Origin of the sequence: Pseudomonas sp. MPFS (assembly GCF_022537035.1) — a bacterium.
GTDB classification, from domain to species: domain Bacteria; phylum Pseudomonadota; class Gammaproteobacteria; order Pseudomonadales; family Pseudomonadaceae; genus Aquipseudomonas; species Aquipseudomonas sessilinigenes.
This window is the reverse complement of sequence record NZ_CP066123.1, coordinates 3,687,557-3,701,575: the sequence shown is the minus strand read 5'-3', so window position 1 is coordinate 3,701,575 and position 14,019 is coordinate 3,687,557. Positions and strand designations below refer to the sequence as shown.

The following is a 14,019-nucleotide window of genomic DNA, read 5'->3' as shown; positions in this document are numbered from 1 at the left end:
GTTGCCCGATGCCCTTCGATTCTCCCTTGAGTGCCTACCAGCATGCCCTGGAGCATGACGGCTTCGTTGCCGATCCGGCCCAGGCCCGGGCGGTGCAGGCCTTGCAGCGTTGCCATGAGGACTTGCACCACCAGCGCAAGGAGACACAGGGCGTCTATCTATGGGGCGCGGTAGGGCGGGGCAAGACCTGGTTGATGGACCAGTTCTACCAGGGCCTCAAGGTTCCGGCGCGACGCCAGCACTTTCATCACTTCATGGGGTGGGTGCACCAACGGTCGTTCCAGTTGACCGGTACCGCCGATCCTTTGCAGGCCTTGGCCCGGGAGTTGGCCGAAGAGGTGCGGATGCTGTGTTTTGACGAGCTGTTCGTCAATGACATCGGTGATGCGATCATCCTTGGGCGCCTGTTCCAGGTGATGTTCGAGCAGGGCGTGGTGATGGTCTGCACGTCCAACCAACCTCCCGAGCAGCTTTATGCCGACGGCTTCAACCGTGGGCGTTTCATTCCGGCGATCGAGGCCATCACCCGATACATGCAGGTGGTGGCGGTGGATGGCGAGCAGGATCATCGCCTGCATCCCGGAACCGCTACGCAACGCTATTGGGTTGGCGCGCCAGGCCAGGCCAGTGCCCTGGAACCGTGCTTCCAGGGCTTGAGCGCCGGGCAGGCCGTCTCCCGCGAGCCGGTGCTGCTTGGCTATCGTGAGGTCGTGGTGATCAAGGCCGCCGAATCGGTGATCTGGTGCCGTTTTGCCGATCTGTGCGAGCAGCCGTTTTCTGCCATGGACTTCATGGCCCTGTGCGACCGCTACAGCGCGATCATGCTCAGTGAGGTGCCTTGCCTGAGTGCCCAGCAGCGCCCGGGGCGCATTGCCCGTGGCACCGAGGACGGCGCCGAACGAGTCGTAGCAGGGGACCGCGAATTGCCGCAGCTGTCGATTCATGACGATGCGGTGCGACGCTTCATCGCGCTGGTGGATGAATGCTACGACCGTAAGGTGCCCCTCTATCTGGAGGCTCACGTCGCGATGGAACAGCTGTATACCGAAGGCTACCTGGAGTTTGCGTTTCGCCGGACCTTGAGCCGACTGCAGGAAATGCAATTGCAGCGTTTTGGCTCACCCCAGGTTTCTCGCCGGGAAACCGTTCCGGCTACGGTTCATCCTGGCCATTGATTAGGATTTTTCCGTAGGGACAGGTGAAAATCTTCGTTTGCTCACATGCTCCGCCTACAATCCGAGCTGCCTGAGCCGCCAGTGCTCACTTTCAATGCATCGATCGAGGATGAACATGGACGTTGCCGATGTCGTGGTGTTGCAAGCCAGCTACAGCAATCCGGTGCATGCCGAAGCCATAGGCGTGTTACTGAGTCACTATGCCGAAGGCCCCATGGGCGGAGGCTGTTCCCTGGCAGTGGACCCGCTACAGCAACTGCCAGAGGAGCTGGCCAAGCGGCCGCAAGCATTCAGTGTGCTGGCTTTCGCGGGTGGGCAACCAGTGGGGTTGGTGAACTGTTTCGAGGGTTTTTCTACCTTCGCCTGCCGGCCCCTGGTGAATGTCCATGACGTGGTGGTGCTCGATGCCTTCCGCGGTCAGGGCCTGAGCAAGCGCATGCTGCAAAAGGTCGAGGACATCGCTCGCCAGCGTGGCTGCTGCAAGATCACCCTGGAGGTACTGGAAGGCAATGCCAGGGCCCAGGCGGCCTATAAGGCTTGCGGTTTTGCCAGCGCGATGCTCGATCCTGCCTATGGCCGCATGCTGTTCTGGAGCAAATCCTTGTAATGCCAGGCACCACGCCTTCGCCAGCCAGTCCGGCAAGCGCTACGCCACCGCCAGGGGCTCCAGGCGGCGCTGGCGGAAGTCAATGCCGCAGTGGTGGGGTTGTTGGCTGCTGCGCTTTAGGTTCCGCCTTGGTTCCTGGTGCTTCTGGGGGCTGCAGCAGGGGCCTGGCTGCTCTAGCCGATCGCGGCTAGAGGTCGTGGTGCGCGGGGCCGAGCTTGGGAAACACCAGGCGGAACTCGGTCTGGCCGTCCTCTACGCTGCTGACCTCGGCTTGCCCCTCATGCAGGCTCATGATCGAGCGGACGATCGCCAACCCCAGGCCTGTACCACCTTCGGCGCGAGTGCGACTGCTGTCGATCCGGTAGAAACGCTCGAACAGATGAGGCAGGTGGCAGGCGGCGATGCCCGCTCCCGGGTTGCTCACGGTCAGGTTGACAGTCTGTAGTCGTGGTTCGACTCCCAGCTCGATACGGCTTCCGGGCGGGCTATGACGGATGGCATTGGACAACAAGTTGGAAATCGCTCGCTGGATCATCAACCGATCGCCCAGGACCCAGGCATCGCCACTCAAATGCAGTTGAACGTGCTTGTCCTCGGCGCTCAGGGCGAACAGGTCCATGACCTTGCGGGCTTCCACCCGTAGCGACACCCGGGCGAAGCGCGCCTGGGAAGCGGGTTGGCTGACCTGGGCCAGGAGCAGCATGTCAGCGACGATCCGGGTCACGCGTTCCAGCTCCTCGATGCTGGCCTCCAGCACGGCCTTGTATTCCTGGGGCGGGCGTTCGCGAGATAGGGTCACCTGGGCCTTGCCCATCAGATTGCTGATGGGCGAGCGCAGCTCGTGGGCCAGATCGTCGGAGAACTGCGACAGGCGCTGCACCCCTCCGTCCAGGCGTTGCAGCATGACATTGATGCCCTGGCCCAGCTCCGCCAGCTCCCGTGGCAGGCGCTCCAGGTTCAGGCGATGGGTAAGGTCCTGGGTCGTGACCTTCGCCGCGACGCGGGTGAACTGCTGCAGCGGCAGCAAGCCGCGTTGCACCAGCCACCAGGCGCCGATACCGATCAACAGCAGGAGTAGCGGCAAGGCAATCACCGTGGAGCGCAGGTAGGCACTGAGCAAGGCCTGGTCATTGCTTCGATCGAGACTCAGGATCACCCGTACCTGTTCGCCACTGCGCAGTGGCATGACTTGCGATGCACTGAGTAGCTGCCTGCCACGGCTATCGTTCCATTCCAGATAAGCGCTGCCGGTGGCTTTCTTCAAGGTGTCGGGCAGGGGCTGTTGGCCGATGCCGCCGACGTCCAGCAAAGGTTCTGTCTGAGGGGCGCTGCCCAGCACGGAGAGTTGCAGGTTGTCGTGCCCCATCACCAGATCCAGCAGGGAGTGGGGGCGGGCGGCCAGGTCGCTGCTCTTGAGATCGCTGAGGAGGCTGTGCTGGATCTGTTCCAGCTTGCTGCGCAAGCTCTTGCGCGCCAGGTTGTCCAGTTCATGGTTCAAGGACAGGTAGGCCAAGGTGGCCAGCAGCAACACCAGCGCTGCACCCATCAGACTGACGGTCAGCCCCAGGCGCATGGACAAGCTGCTGTTGGTGGGCGAGGGCGGGTGGGTGTTCATTGGCGTATTTCCAGTACATAGCCAACGCCGCGCAGGGTATGGATCAGCTTGAGCTCACTGGCATCGTCGATCTTCGCCCGCAGGCGACTGATGGACACTTCCACCACGTTGGTATCGCAGTCGAAGTTCATGTCCCAGACCAGGGAAATGATTTGTGTGCGAGTCAGGACTTCTCCTGAATGTCGCATCAGAACATGCAACAGGGTGAATTCCTTGGTCGTCAGGTCGATACGACGATCACCGCGATAAGCCCGGTGGCGCCTGGGATCAAGTTGTAAGTCGGCAACTTGCAATACTTCCGGTTGAGCCACAGGTTCACTACGACGCATCAGGGTTCGGACGCGAGCCAGTAACTCCGGGAATTGAAATGGTTTGACCAGATAATCGTCGGCCCCCATATCCAGGCCCCTGACTTTGTCTTCAAGGCGCCCTCGGGCCGTTAGCATCATGACTCTAGCGGTGTATTGACGATGCATGTTCGCCAGCACTTGCCAGCCATCCTTGCCCGGCAGATTTACATCAAGTATCACCAACTCGTAGGGTTGTTGTTCGATCAGGTGTAGTCCATCTACTCCGTTGTTGGCACGATCGACGATATAGCCACTTTCGGTGAGTCCCTGATGTAAGTAGTCAGCTGTTTTCGGTTCGTCTTCAATCACTAGAATGCGCATGGTCTTTATCCTCTTCAACTGCTTGGGCTTTATCCGATGGTTCGATGATGAAGCCTGAAGTAGCTACAGGGTCAATAAAGTAACCCAGATAATTCAATGGATTAGATCTGTTCTCGACGACTGGCATGCGTCCTGTCAGAACATTCATATTCGATTTTCAGGCGCAATAGAGGCTCAGGAAATACCCTGGGGCTTATTGTTTCCTTTCGTGTCTTGAGGAGAGGTCCTGTCCAGTTGGCTTGGATGTTAAGTGAGTTAAATCGACAGGTGCGCCAGGTTACAAGGTTGTAATGTCGCGGTAATTGCCGTGAAAGAATTAACGCGATAAGAAAAGGCGCCTATGCAGGCGCCTGGAAGTCCGCTCCTCAAACCGATGGCGGTCCGGAGCAGAGAGTGGTTTGTACTGAGTCAGGCATCGGGCTGTTGGGTTCTTTGTTGTTCTTGTTTGGCGTCCGATGTTGAGTATTGCGAGGTAGATTGCTTCTTTTCGGTCTTGGCAGTATTTGCGGTTTGGGTGCCGTGGATTTGCTGCTGATTGACACGGAAGTTCTGATAGAACTGTTGTACGCGCTCGGAACCACCCTCAGCGAAGGCTGCGCTGGAGCCGACCAGGATCAGGCCGCTGAGTACAATAGTCGAGAGTTTCATGCTGTATTTCCTGCTTAAGAGTATTCGGTACTTGCCCCATCCCTGAATAACAAGTGACGGGGGAAGTTAAACTCGATTCTATTAAGTCAGGGTTAACGTCAGCCTGATTCGATCATTACATTTTTGACATGGTGTTTCCGCCAGGGCGCCTGCTGTCCGTTACGGTGGCTATGCAGGCGTGAGCGCAGCCCGGTATCGAGGGCCATTGCGGCCCTCTATTCGTGGCTTATTGCTGGACCACCGCGCTGTCGGTGGGGGCCTTGGGTTTCATCAGGCTGAAATCGATCAATGGCTTGTTCTGACGGGTATAGGGATCGCCGATCAGCAAGGGGCGCGGCTTGAAGCTGTCGCTGACCAGGCTGCGGGTACGGTCCAGTTCATCGAAGCTCAGGCCGGCCAGATCGGCCCAGGTATGAATCAGTTGCGAGCTCATATAAGGACGATTGAGGTCGGAGGCGAAGCTCCAATCGTGGGTTTCCCGCCATTTGGGCGATGCCCAGGCCATGAACGGAATGGTGTACATCGGCGCGGTGGGCTTGCCTTCGTTGCGCCCAAGGGTGTCATGTCCAGCTGAGTCGAACACATCCTCACCATGGTCCGAGAGGTACAACAGGAAACCGTTGGGGTCGGTCTTGGCGTAGTCCTTGATCAGGCTGGACACCACGAAATCGTTATACAACACGGCATTGTCGTAGCTGTTGTAGGTTGGAACCTGGTCGTCGTGCAGAGTCGGCGGTACGCCCTGGCGATCGGTGAACTTGTCGAAGCTGGGCGGGTAGCGGTACTGGTAACTCATGTGCGTGCCCAGCAGATGGACCACGATGAACTTGCGTGGTGCGCTATCGGCCAGGGCCTTGGAAAACGGCTCCAGTACATCGCCATCGTATTGGCGGGCGTTCTGGTTGCGATTGTTGTTCAGGTACACCTGCTCGTCCGCCTGCTCGGAGAAAGTGGTGAGCATGGTGTTGCGCTTGGTCATGGTCTGCTGGTTGGTGATCCAGTAGGTCTTGTAGCCGGCCTGTTTCATCACGCTGACCAGGGACGGAGTCTTGAGGTACAGGTCGGGGTTTTCTTCGTTGGCGAAGGTCAGTACCTGCTGCAGGGCCTCGATGGTGTAGGGGCGCGGAGTGATGACGTTGTTGAAAACCGCCATCTGGTCCTTGAGCTTGTCCAGTTCAGGGGTGGTCTGGCGTGGATAGCCGTAGAGGCTCATGCGTTGGCGGTTGGTGGATTCGCCGATCACCAGCACCAGGGTGGCCGGCTGATTGGCCATGCTGTCCTTGAGGTTGGTCAGGGGCGGGATCTTGCTCACGCTATCGAGCATGCCCTGCATGTTGTCCAGTTGTTCGCGATAGCGGCGATAGGCGACCACCATCTGCCACGGTACCGCGGGCTCGATGCGGGTCTCGAATTTTTCCAGGCCCTCGGCCAGGGTGGCGGTGCGGGAAATCTGCTTGACCAGCGGGTAGCCGACAATGGCCACCAGGATCGCCACCGCTGCCGCCAAGGCTTGAAGCCGGGGCATATGGACCGGGCGCAGGCGGGTCCAGAGAAAGATGGCGAAAGCGGTGTGGGCCACGAATGCCAGCAGCATCCACCAGGCAAAGTACTGGGTCAGGTATTCACCGGCTTCCGAGGGGTTGGACTCGAACATGATGAAGATGACGCTTTGTGAGAACTCCTGCTGGTAGACGAAGAAGTAGCCCAGGCTGGCCATGGAGCACGCCCAGAGTACAACGCCGATGATCGCGGCCATGAGCTTGGTGCGTGAGGGAAACAGCAGCAGCGGTGCCAGCCAGACGGCACTCATGATGAAGGCCTGGCGGAAACCGGTGAAGCCTGAGGTGCCGGTCAGCTGGATCAGCAGTTGGGTGATACCGGAGAAGTACCAAAAGAACAGGAAGAGCCAGAGCAGGCCCATCCAGTCGAAACCTTTCGCAGGCGTGTCACCGCCACCGCGTTTGAACAATGCCATTCAGCGCTCCCCAGAAAACCATGATCATTGCGCGCCTGCTCAGCGCTGCAAATGAAGGCCGTCGTTTGTATCAAGACGGCCACAATGGCCGGGAGTATCGAGAGCCAAGTGTGAAAAGTTTGTCGGTAGAACGTTGGATTTTTGTGGCGCACGACCCGGCACCGGCTAGCTCCCTATGCTTGGGGCCAGGACCGGTCGTTATGGTTTGCGGGGCGTTAGTGCGAAGGCGTGCGCTGCTGATTCTGTAACTGCAGGCGCAATTGTGCGAGCTCCTGTTGCAGTTGCTCACGTTCTGCCTGGAGTTGACGCAGTTCGTCGCGTCGAATAGTGACGTACAGGGTCTGTGCAGGTCGTGCAGGTACTACGGTGCCCATCGCTTCACCTCGCAAATGGTGTCTCTGAACTATGCTCCGCTGTCTGCGTCCTTGCTCCAAGTGCCATGGCAGTCGGTGCAGCACCTGCTGGATCCAGGCGGCAGGCTGTCCGACGGGGGCAATTCTATTTATTTTCTGGCTCAAGTGAACTTTTTTATTTTTCATGGTCCTTGTGCCTTCGCGGTGAACAGGGGCGTTATTCACCCGAGAATTTGGAAACTTCAGCGTTGGTGGCGGGACTAATCTTCAAGCAACTCGTGCCAATCCGGGACGAACGGTCGGGATTGACCGCAGCTGGAAGCAAAAACTCGCCTGATGACGGAAGATTGCGCTGTCTTGAGGTCTCTTGCCTTGTATAGTTGCGCACCTTGAGGTTTTCACCTGGGCCCTTCGCTGGGCTATACATTTTTGATCTGGATTTTTGCAGTAGGAGCATCAGCACATGCAACTGGGGATTATTGGACTGGGCCGCATGGGCGGCAACATTGCACGGCGCCTGATGCTCAATGGGCACGAGACCGTGGTCTTCGACCGCAATACCGACTTCGTCGATACCCTGGCCGCCGAGGGCGCCAAGGGTGTCGCTGACCTGCCAGAGCTGGTGGCCGGCCTGCAACAGCCTCGCGCGGTGTGGGTCATGCTGCCAGCTGGCGCACCCACCGAGGAAACCATCGACACCCTGAGCCAGTTGCTGGAGCCGGGTGACGTGATCATCGATGGCGGCAACACCTATTACAAGGATGACATCCGTCGCGCTCGCGACCTGGCGCACAAAGGCCTGAAGTACATTGACGTGGGTACTTCCGGCGGCGTCTGGGGCCTGGAGCGCGGCTACTGCATGATGATCGGCGGTGATGCCGACGAAGTCCTGCGCCTGGACCCGCTGTTTGCCGCCCTGGCGCCTGGCATGGGTTCGATCCCTCGGACCAAGGACCGGGTCGCTACCGATGATCGCGCCGAGCGTGGCTATATCCATGCCGGTCCTGCCGGTTCCGGGCATTTCGTCAAGATGATCCACAACGGTATCGAGTACGGCATGATGCAGGCCTTCGCCGAGGGCTTCGACATCCTCAAGACCAAGGCCTCGGAGACGCTGCCGGAAGACCAGCGCTTCGATCTCAATGTCGCCGATATCGCCGAGGTCTGGCGTCGTGGCAGCGTGGTGTCCTCCTGGCTGCTGGACTTGACTGCCGACGCCCTGGCCAGCGATCCAAAGCTCGATGGGTTCTCCGGTTCGGTAGCCGATAGCGGTGAAGGACGCTGGACCATCGAGGCGGCCATGGAGCAAGCGGTGCCGGTACCGGTACTGTCCAATTCGTTGTTCTCCCGCTACCGTTCCCGTGGCCAGGGCACCTATGGTGACAAGGTGTTGTCGGCCATGCGCTTCGGCTTCGGCGGCCATGTGGAGACTGGGAAGAAATGACCTCAGAGCGAAGGAAGTCCAAGGCGTTGCCGGCGCCGGCGACCACGTTGTTTCTGTTCGGTGCCCGTGGTGACCTGGTCAAGCGCTTGCTGATGCCAGCGCTGTACAACCTCAGTCGCGATGGTTTGCTGGATGACGGGCTGCGGATTGTCGGTGTCGACCACAATGCGGTGAGCGACGCCGAGTTCGCCACCTTGCTGGAAAACTTCCTTCGCGATGAAGTGCTGAACAAGCAGGGCCAAGGCGCCTCCATCGACGTGGATGCCTGGGCCCGCTTGACCCGGGGTATCAGTTACGTCCAGGGCGATTTCCTGGACGATGCCACCTATGCCGAGCTGGCGGCCCGGATCGCCGCCAGCGGTACGGGCAATGCGGTGTTCTACCTGGCGACCGCGCCACGGTTCTTCAGTGAAGTGGTGCAGCGCCTGGGAGCGGCGGGGCTGCTCAAGGAGAGTCCCGAGGCCTTTCGCCGGGTGGTGATCGAGAAGCCCTTCGGCTCCGACCTGCCCACTGCCGAAGCGCTCAATGCCTGCCTGCTCAAGGTCATGGGCGAGAAACAGATCTATCGTATTGACCATTACCTGGGCAAGGAAACGGTCCAGAACATTCTGGTCAGTCGTTTTTCCAATAGCCTGTTCGAGGCGTTCTGGAACAACCATTACATCGACCACGTGCAGATCACGGCGGCGGAAACCGTCGGGGTGGAAACCCGTGGCAGCTTTTATGAACACACCGGTGCCCTTCGGGACATGGTGCCCAACCACTTGTTCCAGTTACTGGCGATGGTGGCCATGGAGCCGCCAGCGGCTTTTGGTGCCGACGCGGTGCGCGGCGAAAAGGCCAAGGTCGTCGGGGCCATTCGTCCCTGGTCGCCCGAGGAAGCCCGGGCCAATTCCGTGCGCGGCCAGTACAGCAGCGGCCTGGTGGCGGGCAAGGCGCTGGCCGGGTACCGCGATGAAAGCAACGTGGCTCCCGATAGCAATACCGAGACCTACGTTGCCCTGAAGGTCATGATCGATAACTGGCGCTGGGTCGGAGTGCCGTTCTATCTGCGTACCGGCAAGCGCATGAGCGTGCGCGACACCGAGATCGTCATCTGCTTCAAGCCTGCGCCCTATGCGCAGTTTCGCGATACCGAGGTCGAACGCTTGATGCCGACGTACCTGCGGATCCAGATTCAGCCCGATGAGGGCATGTGGTTCGACCTGCTGGCGAAGAAACCCGGGCCGACCCTGGACATGGCCAGCATCGAGTCGGGCTTCGCCTACAAGGATTTCTTCGAGATGCAGCCGTCCACCGGCTACGAGACGCTGATCTATGACTGCCTGATCGGCGATCAGACGCTGTTCCAGCGGGCAGACAATATCGAGAACGGCTGGCGTGCGGTGCAACCCTTCCTCGATGCCTGGAAGCAGGATGCAACGCTGCAGCAGTATCCGGCCGGTAGTGACGGCCCAGCGGCTGGCGATCAACTGCTGGCCCGGGACGGACGCGTCTGGCGCCCTCTTGGATGAACAGTGCGGCCCACTATCCCATCGCTCTGGTGCTCAGCGATATGGACGGCACTTTGTTGCGCCCGGATCACAGCTTCAGCCCGCGGACCCTCGCCGCGGTGCAGGCCCTGCATGAGGCCGGCATCGGCTTCAGCCTGGCGAGCGGTCGCCCGCCACGAGCCATGAGGCAACAGATTGAAACCCTGGGTGTCGAGCTGCCTTGCGCCGGCTTCAATGGCGGCAGCATTGTCCATCCCGATGGTCGCTACCTGGCACGCCACCATGTACCGGTGGCGGCAGCCGTGACGGCCTTGCTGTTGTTCGCCCCCTATGCAGAGGTCGAGACCTGGGTCTTCGCTGACAACCAGTGGCTGGTGCGCGATCCGCACGGTCCGTTGCTACCTCTGGAGCAGCAGGCCCTGGGTTATGCGCCGCAAGTGGTGGACAGTTTCGAGGACTACCTGCACTGCATCGACAAGGTCGTGGCAGCCAGCAGCGACTGGCGCTTGCTGGTGGAGCTGGAGGCGCGCCTGCAACAACAGACGGCAGGGCAGGCCCAGGTCTCGCGTTCTCAACCACGGTTCCTGGACGTTACCGCGGTTCAGGCGGACAAGGGCCAGGCCCTGGAGACACTGGCCCAATACCTCGGGGTGCCGCTGGAGCGCACTGCGGCCCTGGGCGATGGCGGTAATGACCCGGCGATGTTCCAACGTGCCGGGCTGTCGATCGCCATGGGCCAGGCCGAAGATCAGGTCAAGCGCCAGGCTGACGTGATCACCGGCAGCAACCTGGAAGATGGCGCTGCCGAGGCGATCGAACGTTACATCCTGCAGCGTTGAGTCTTCAGGCCCGGGCGCGGTCCCCTAAGTGGCCCCGTGCCAGCGCCTGCCGAGCCTTTCCTAGAGCCAGTAGCTGACGGCATACCAGCCCAGTACGCCCATCACCAGGGTATAGGGCAGGGCCATCCACACCATCCGTCCATAGGACAGGCGCACCAGCGGTGCGATCGCCGAGGTCAGCAGGAACAGGAACGCCGCCTGGCCATTGGGAGTGGCCACGCTGGGCAGGTTGGTGCCGGTATTGATGGCGATGGCCAGGGTCTCGAAATGTTCGCGGCTCATCTGCCCGTTCAGGAAGGCTTGCTTGACCTCGGTGATATAGATAGTGGCGACGAACACGTTGTCGCTGATGGCCGAGAGCAGGCCATTGGCGATGAACAGCATGCCAGGCTGGCTATCGGCGGGCAGCGCCAGGACCCACTGGATCAATGGCGTGAACAGTTGCTGCTGGTGGATTACCGCGACCACCGCAAAGAACACCACCAGCAGTGCGGTGAAGGGCATGGCGTCCTTGAAGGCGTTGCCCAGGCGGTGTTCGTCGGTGATCCCGGTGAAGGCGGTGATCAGTACGATCACCAGCAGGCCGATCAGTCCGACCTCGGCCACATGCAGGGCCAGGCCAATGATCAGGATCAGTGCGGCCAGCCCCTGCACCAGCAAGGCTGCGCGCTGACGGGGCGTACGCTGGGCATCGTCTTCGGCGGCGTGGTTGGCCAGTACCTGGCGGACATTGTCCGGCAGCAGGGTGCCGTAGCCGAACCAGCGCAGTTTCTCCAACAGCACACAAGTCACCAGCCCGGCGGCCAGTACCGGGAGGGAGACAGGCGCCACCTTGCTGAAGAAATCGACAAAGTGCCAGCCCATTTCATGGCCGATCAGCAGATTCTGGGGTTCGCCCACCAGGGTGCAGACACCCCCCAGGGCAGTGCCTACGGCACCATGCATCAGCAGGCTGCGCAGGAAGGCACGGAATTGTTCCAGGTCACCGTGATGCAGCGCCGGCAAGTGCTGGTCGTCGCCGTAGGCGCTGTCCTGGCGTGGATCGTTGCCTGATGCTACCCGGTGATAAACGGAATAGAAGCCGACCGCCGCGCTGATGATCACTGCGGTGACTGTCAGGGCGTCGAGAAACGCCGAGAGAAAGGCTGAGAGAAAACAGAACAGCAAACCCAGCAAGGCCTTGGAACGCACCCCCAGCAGCAACCGGGAGAACAGAAACAACAGCAACTCTTTCATGAAGTAGATGCCGGCGACCATGAACATCAGCAGCAGGATCACCGGGAAGTTGTGCACCAGTTCCTCGTACAACGCTTCAGGCGTGGCCATGCCCAACAGCATCGCTTGCACCAGCAACAATCCGCCAGGCATCAAGGGGTAGCACTTGAGAGCCATGGCCAGGGTGAAGATGAATTCGATCACCAGGCACCAGCCGGTAGCGGCGGGGCTGATGCAGAAGAACAGCAGGGGATTGAGCACCAGGAACGCGACAATGCTTGCCTTGTACCAGCGGGGTGAGTGGCCGAGAAAATTGTGGGCGAACGCCTGGGCCGTTGAGCCGGACATTGGCTGCTCCTTGTAGTGAGAAGGGCGCAAGTTGCCGCAAGCAGGATTGAGAATCAAGAAACGATGAAATCTTTTGCCACAATCTCGCTTTTCGGCAGTCATCAAGGCCGGAGCAACGAGGCGGAGCAGGGTGAGTCGCGTCGACCAACAGTCATTGACCGCTGAATTTGCCTTGTCTAGGGTCGTGGGTGGTTGAGGAACAACCAAGGCCATGATGTTTCAGTGCTGTTGCGGTTCAACTACCACCTTTTGAGGTGGATCTATTCGAAACTAACGCACGCATGGCCAGGCATCGGTATTCGGTCTTGCAGGAGTGGCAAGAACATAAAGGGACTTATCATGAAATCGATATCAAGGTATCTGCTGTCTTTGTGTCTGGGCACGATCATTCTTGGACATGGAGGCTTGGTCGGCGCCTCTCAGCTTGTTCCGGCATTCGGATTGGCAAACGAGCAGTTTGCCAAGACGGCAGGGCCCTACAATGTTTCCACCAATGCAGTCCTTGGTGACTGTCGTGGGTTACTGGGGGTATTGGCCAGGATCCTGCTGCTGGATAACAGCGTTCAATGCAATCAGTCTTTTCCTTATGGTTTCTCCAATCCGATTTCCACCAGTGTTTATTACCCTTCCAATATAAAGACCCTGGACAAGTTGCCGGTGATCAATTTCGTCGGCGGTATTCTTTCCAATCAGGGGCAATATACGAATCTGCTGCGGCTATGGGCGAGCTACGGTTTTATCGTGGTGGTGTCTTCCGACTTCATCAACACCGCGCCGAGCATGCATGTCCTGGGGGCTGTCGAGTTGAGCAAGCTCAATCAGGACCCGACCTCGCCGCTGTTTGGCAAGGTCGATCTGTCACGTACCATCGTGGCCGGGCATTCGGCGGGAGGAGGGGCTTCGATCCTGTCTTCGAGCCTTGCGCCAGAGACCTTGAGGGCCATCGACCCGCAGTTGAGTTTCATCGGCTCCCTGCCGATCGAGCCCGGGCCGATCGGCCTTGGCTCGACGGTGAGGACTCCAACGCTGGTGCTCACCGGTGCGGCGGATGTGGTCGTGCCGGCCTGGGCATGGCCCAGGTTGTGGCAAGGCGGCCTGATCAGGACGGTACCGGGATGGAGCGCCACGGCCCATAACGCTACGCATTTCAGCCCGGTGCGGGTTGTCAGGGAAAACGAATTCGCGGGTATCACTACCGCGTGGGTGTTGTACGTGGCTAAGAATGATCCGGCGGCCAGGGAATATTTTGTGGGCAAGGACTACAAGCTGGCGCAGGACCCGCAGTTCATTCGCTTGATCTTCAATCCACTTCGAGTGCAACGCAATGAAGTGGCCGATGAGCTGCAATAGAAGGTATGGGCTGTATAGATGAGCTGGCCGGGAACAGGTCGATCCTGTTTCCCGGTAAATCCAAGACCAAGGCGTTAAATGGCCGGATCATGTTTGGCTCAGGGAGCACTGAATTCGGGTGTTTTTTTCATTGAATATTCTTCCAATATCTAATCGATATGGGTTAGTAGTGCCGTTGCAATCAGGGACAGTGTCGAGTTCATGGGTACGGCATCAAGTTATTGCAATGCCAATGTCACTGCATTGTTATTTGCTGTGAATACTTTGCATGCAGCGTTCTATATCG

General features: G+C 59.4%; 13 protein-coding genes. 6 read left to right on the top strand and 7 right to left on the bottom strand.

Going from position 1 to position 14,019, the window contains the following annotated elements; translation table 11 throughout:
• Positions 1-8 precede the first annotated feature (8 nt).
• Positions 9-1,175 carry a cell division protein ZapE gene (gene zapE, locus I9018_RS16915; protein WP_241106944.1) on the top strand — a complete coding sequence of 389 codons (1,167 nt, stop codon included), beginning with the start codon at positions 9-11 and terminating at the stop codon, positions 1,173-1,175.
• A gap of 115 nt (positions 1,176-1,290) precedes the next feature.
• Positions 1,291-1,782, top strand: a complete 492-nt coding sequence (locus I9018_RS16910) for a GNAT family N-acetyltransferase (RefSeq protein WP_241106943.1) — start codon at positions 1,291-1,293, stop codon at positions 1,780-1,782.
• A 187-nt stretch (positions 1,783-1,969) separates the two neighbouring features.
• Here the strand turns inward: I9018_RS16910 and I9018_RS16905 are convergent, their stop codons facing one another.
• From I9018_RS16905 to I9018_RS16880, 6 genes are all read right to left on the bottom strand, one after another.
• The gene (locus I9018_RS16905) at positions 1,970-3,397 is read right to left on the bottom strand and encodes a heavy metal sensor histidine kinase (RefSeq protein WP_241106942.1); all 1,428 of its coding nucleotides are present in this window, start codon (positions 3,395-3,397) and stop codon (positions 1,970-1,972) included.
• On the bottom strand, positions 3,394-4,068 hold the full coding sequence (locus tag I9018_RS16900; RefSeq protein ID WP_068586640.1) for a heavy metal response regulator transcription factor: 675 nt from the start codon (positions 4,066-4,068) through the stop codon (positions 3,394-3,396). The genes I9018_RS16905 and I9018_RS16900 overlap by 4 nt, the downstream gene beginning before the upstream one ends.
• Positions 4,049-4,216, bottom strand: a complete 168-nt coding sequence (locus I9018_RS16895; protein WP_164823665.1) for a hypothetical protein — start codon at positions 4,214-4,216, stop codon at positions 4,049-4,051. The genes I9018_RS16900 and I9018_RS16895 overlap by 20 nt, the downstream gene beginning before the upstream one ends.
• 260 nt (positions 4,217-4,476) lie before the next feature.
• Positions 4,477-4,716 (bottom strand): hypothetical protein, encoded by a 240-nt coding sequence (locus tag I9018_RS16890; RefSeq protein ID WP_241106941.1) that lies wholly within the window; start codon positions 4,714-4,716, stop codon positions 4,477-4,479.
• Positions 4,717-4,942: 226 nt separating this feature from the next.
• Positions 4,943-6,691 carry a phosphoethanolamine transferase CptA gene (locus I9018_RS16885; RefSeq protein ID WP_241106940.1) on the bottom strand — a complete coding sequence of 583 codons (1,749 nt, stop codon included), beginning with the start codon at positions 6,689-6,691 and terminating at the stop codon, positions 4,943-4,945.
• Between the two features lie 215 nt (positions 6,692-6,906).
• Positions 6,907-7,065 carry a DUF6026 family protein gene (locus I9018_RS16880; RefSeq protein ID WP_164487325.1) on the bottom strand — a complete coding sequence of 53 codons (159 nt, stop codon included), beginning with the start codon at positions 7,063-7,065 and terminating at the stop codon, positions 6,907-6,909.
• 442 nt (positions 7,066-7,507) lie between these two features.
• Between I9018_RS16880 and gnd the strand changes: the two genes are divergently transcribed.
• The 3 genes from gnd to I9018_RS16865 are packed head-to-tail and all read left to right on the top strand — an operon-like array spanning position 7,508 to position 10,820.
• A complete protein-coding gene (gene gnd / locus I9018_RS16875; RefSeq protein ID WP_124347721.1) occupies positions 7,508-8,488 on the top strand; it encodes a phosphogluconate dehydrogenase (NAD(+)-dependent, decarboxylating) in 981 nt (326 codons plus the stop codon).
• Positions 8,485-10,002: a glucose-6-phosphate dehydrogenase gene (gene zwf / locus I9018_RS16870; protein WP_068586625.1), complete on the top strand. Its 1,518-nt coding sequence runs from the start codon at positions 8,485-8,487 to the stop codon at positions 10,000-10,002. The genes gnd and zwf overlap by 4 nt, the downstream gene beginning before the upstream one ends.
• Positions 9,999-10,820, top strand: coding sequence for a Cof-type HAD-IIB family hydrolase (locus I9018_RS16865; protein WP_241106939.1), 822 nt, complete (start codon positions 9,999-10,001; stop codon positions 10,818-10,820). The genes zwf and I9018_RS16865 overlap by 4 nt, the downstream gene beginning before the upstream one ends.
• A 60-nt stretch (positions 10,821-10,880) precedes the next feature.
• Here the strand turns inward: I9018_RS16865 and nhaB are convergent, their stop codons facing one another.
• Positions 10,881-12,383, bottom strand: coding sequence for a sodium/proton antiporter NhaB (gene nhaB, locus I9018_RS16860; RefSeq protein WP_241106938.1), 1,503 nt, complete (start codon positions 12,381-12,383; stop codon positions 10,881-10,883).
• A gap of 339 nt (positions 12,384-12,722) precedes the next feature.
• On the opposite strand from nhaB, the gene I9018_RS16855 reads away from it, so the two are divergent.
• Positions 12,723-13,733, top strand: a complete 1,011-nt coding sequence (locus I9018_RS16855) for an alpha/beta hydrolase (RefSeq protein ID WP_068586616.1) — start codon at positions 12,723-12,725, stop codon at positions 13,731-13,733.
• The last annotated feature ends 286 nt before the right edge of the window (positions 13,734-14,019 follow it).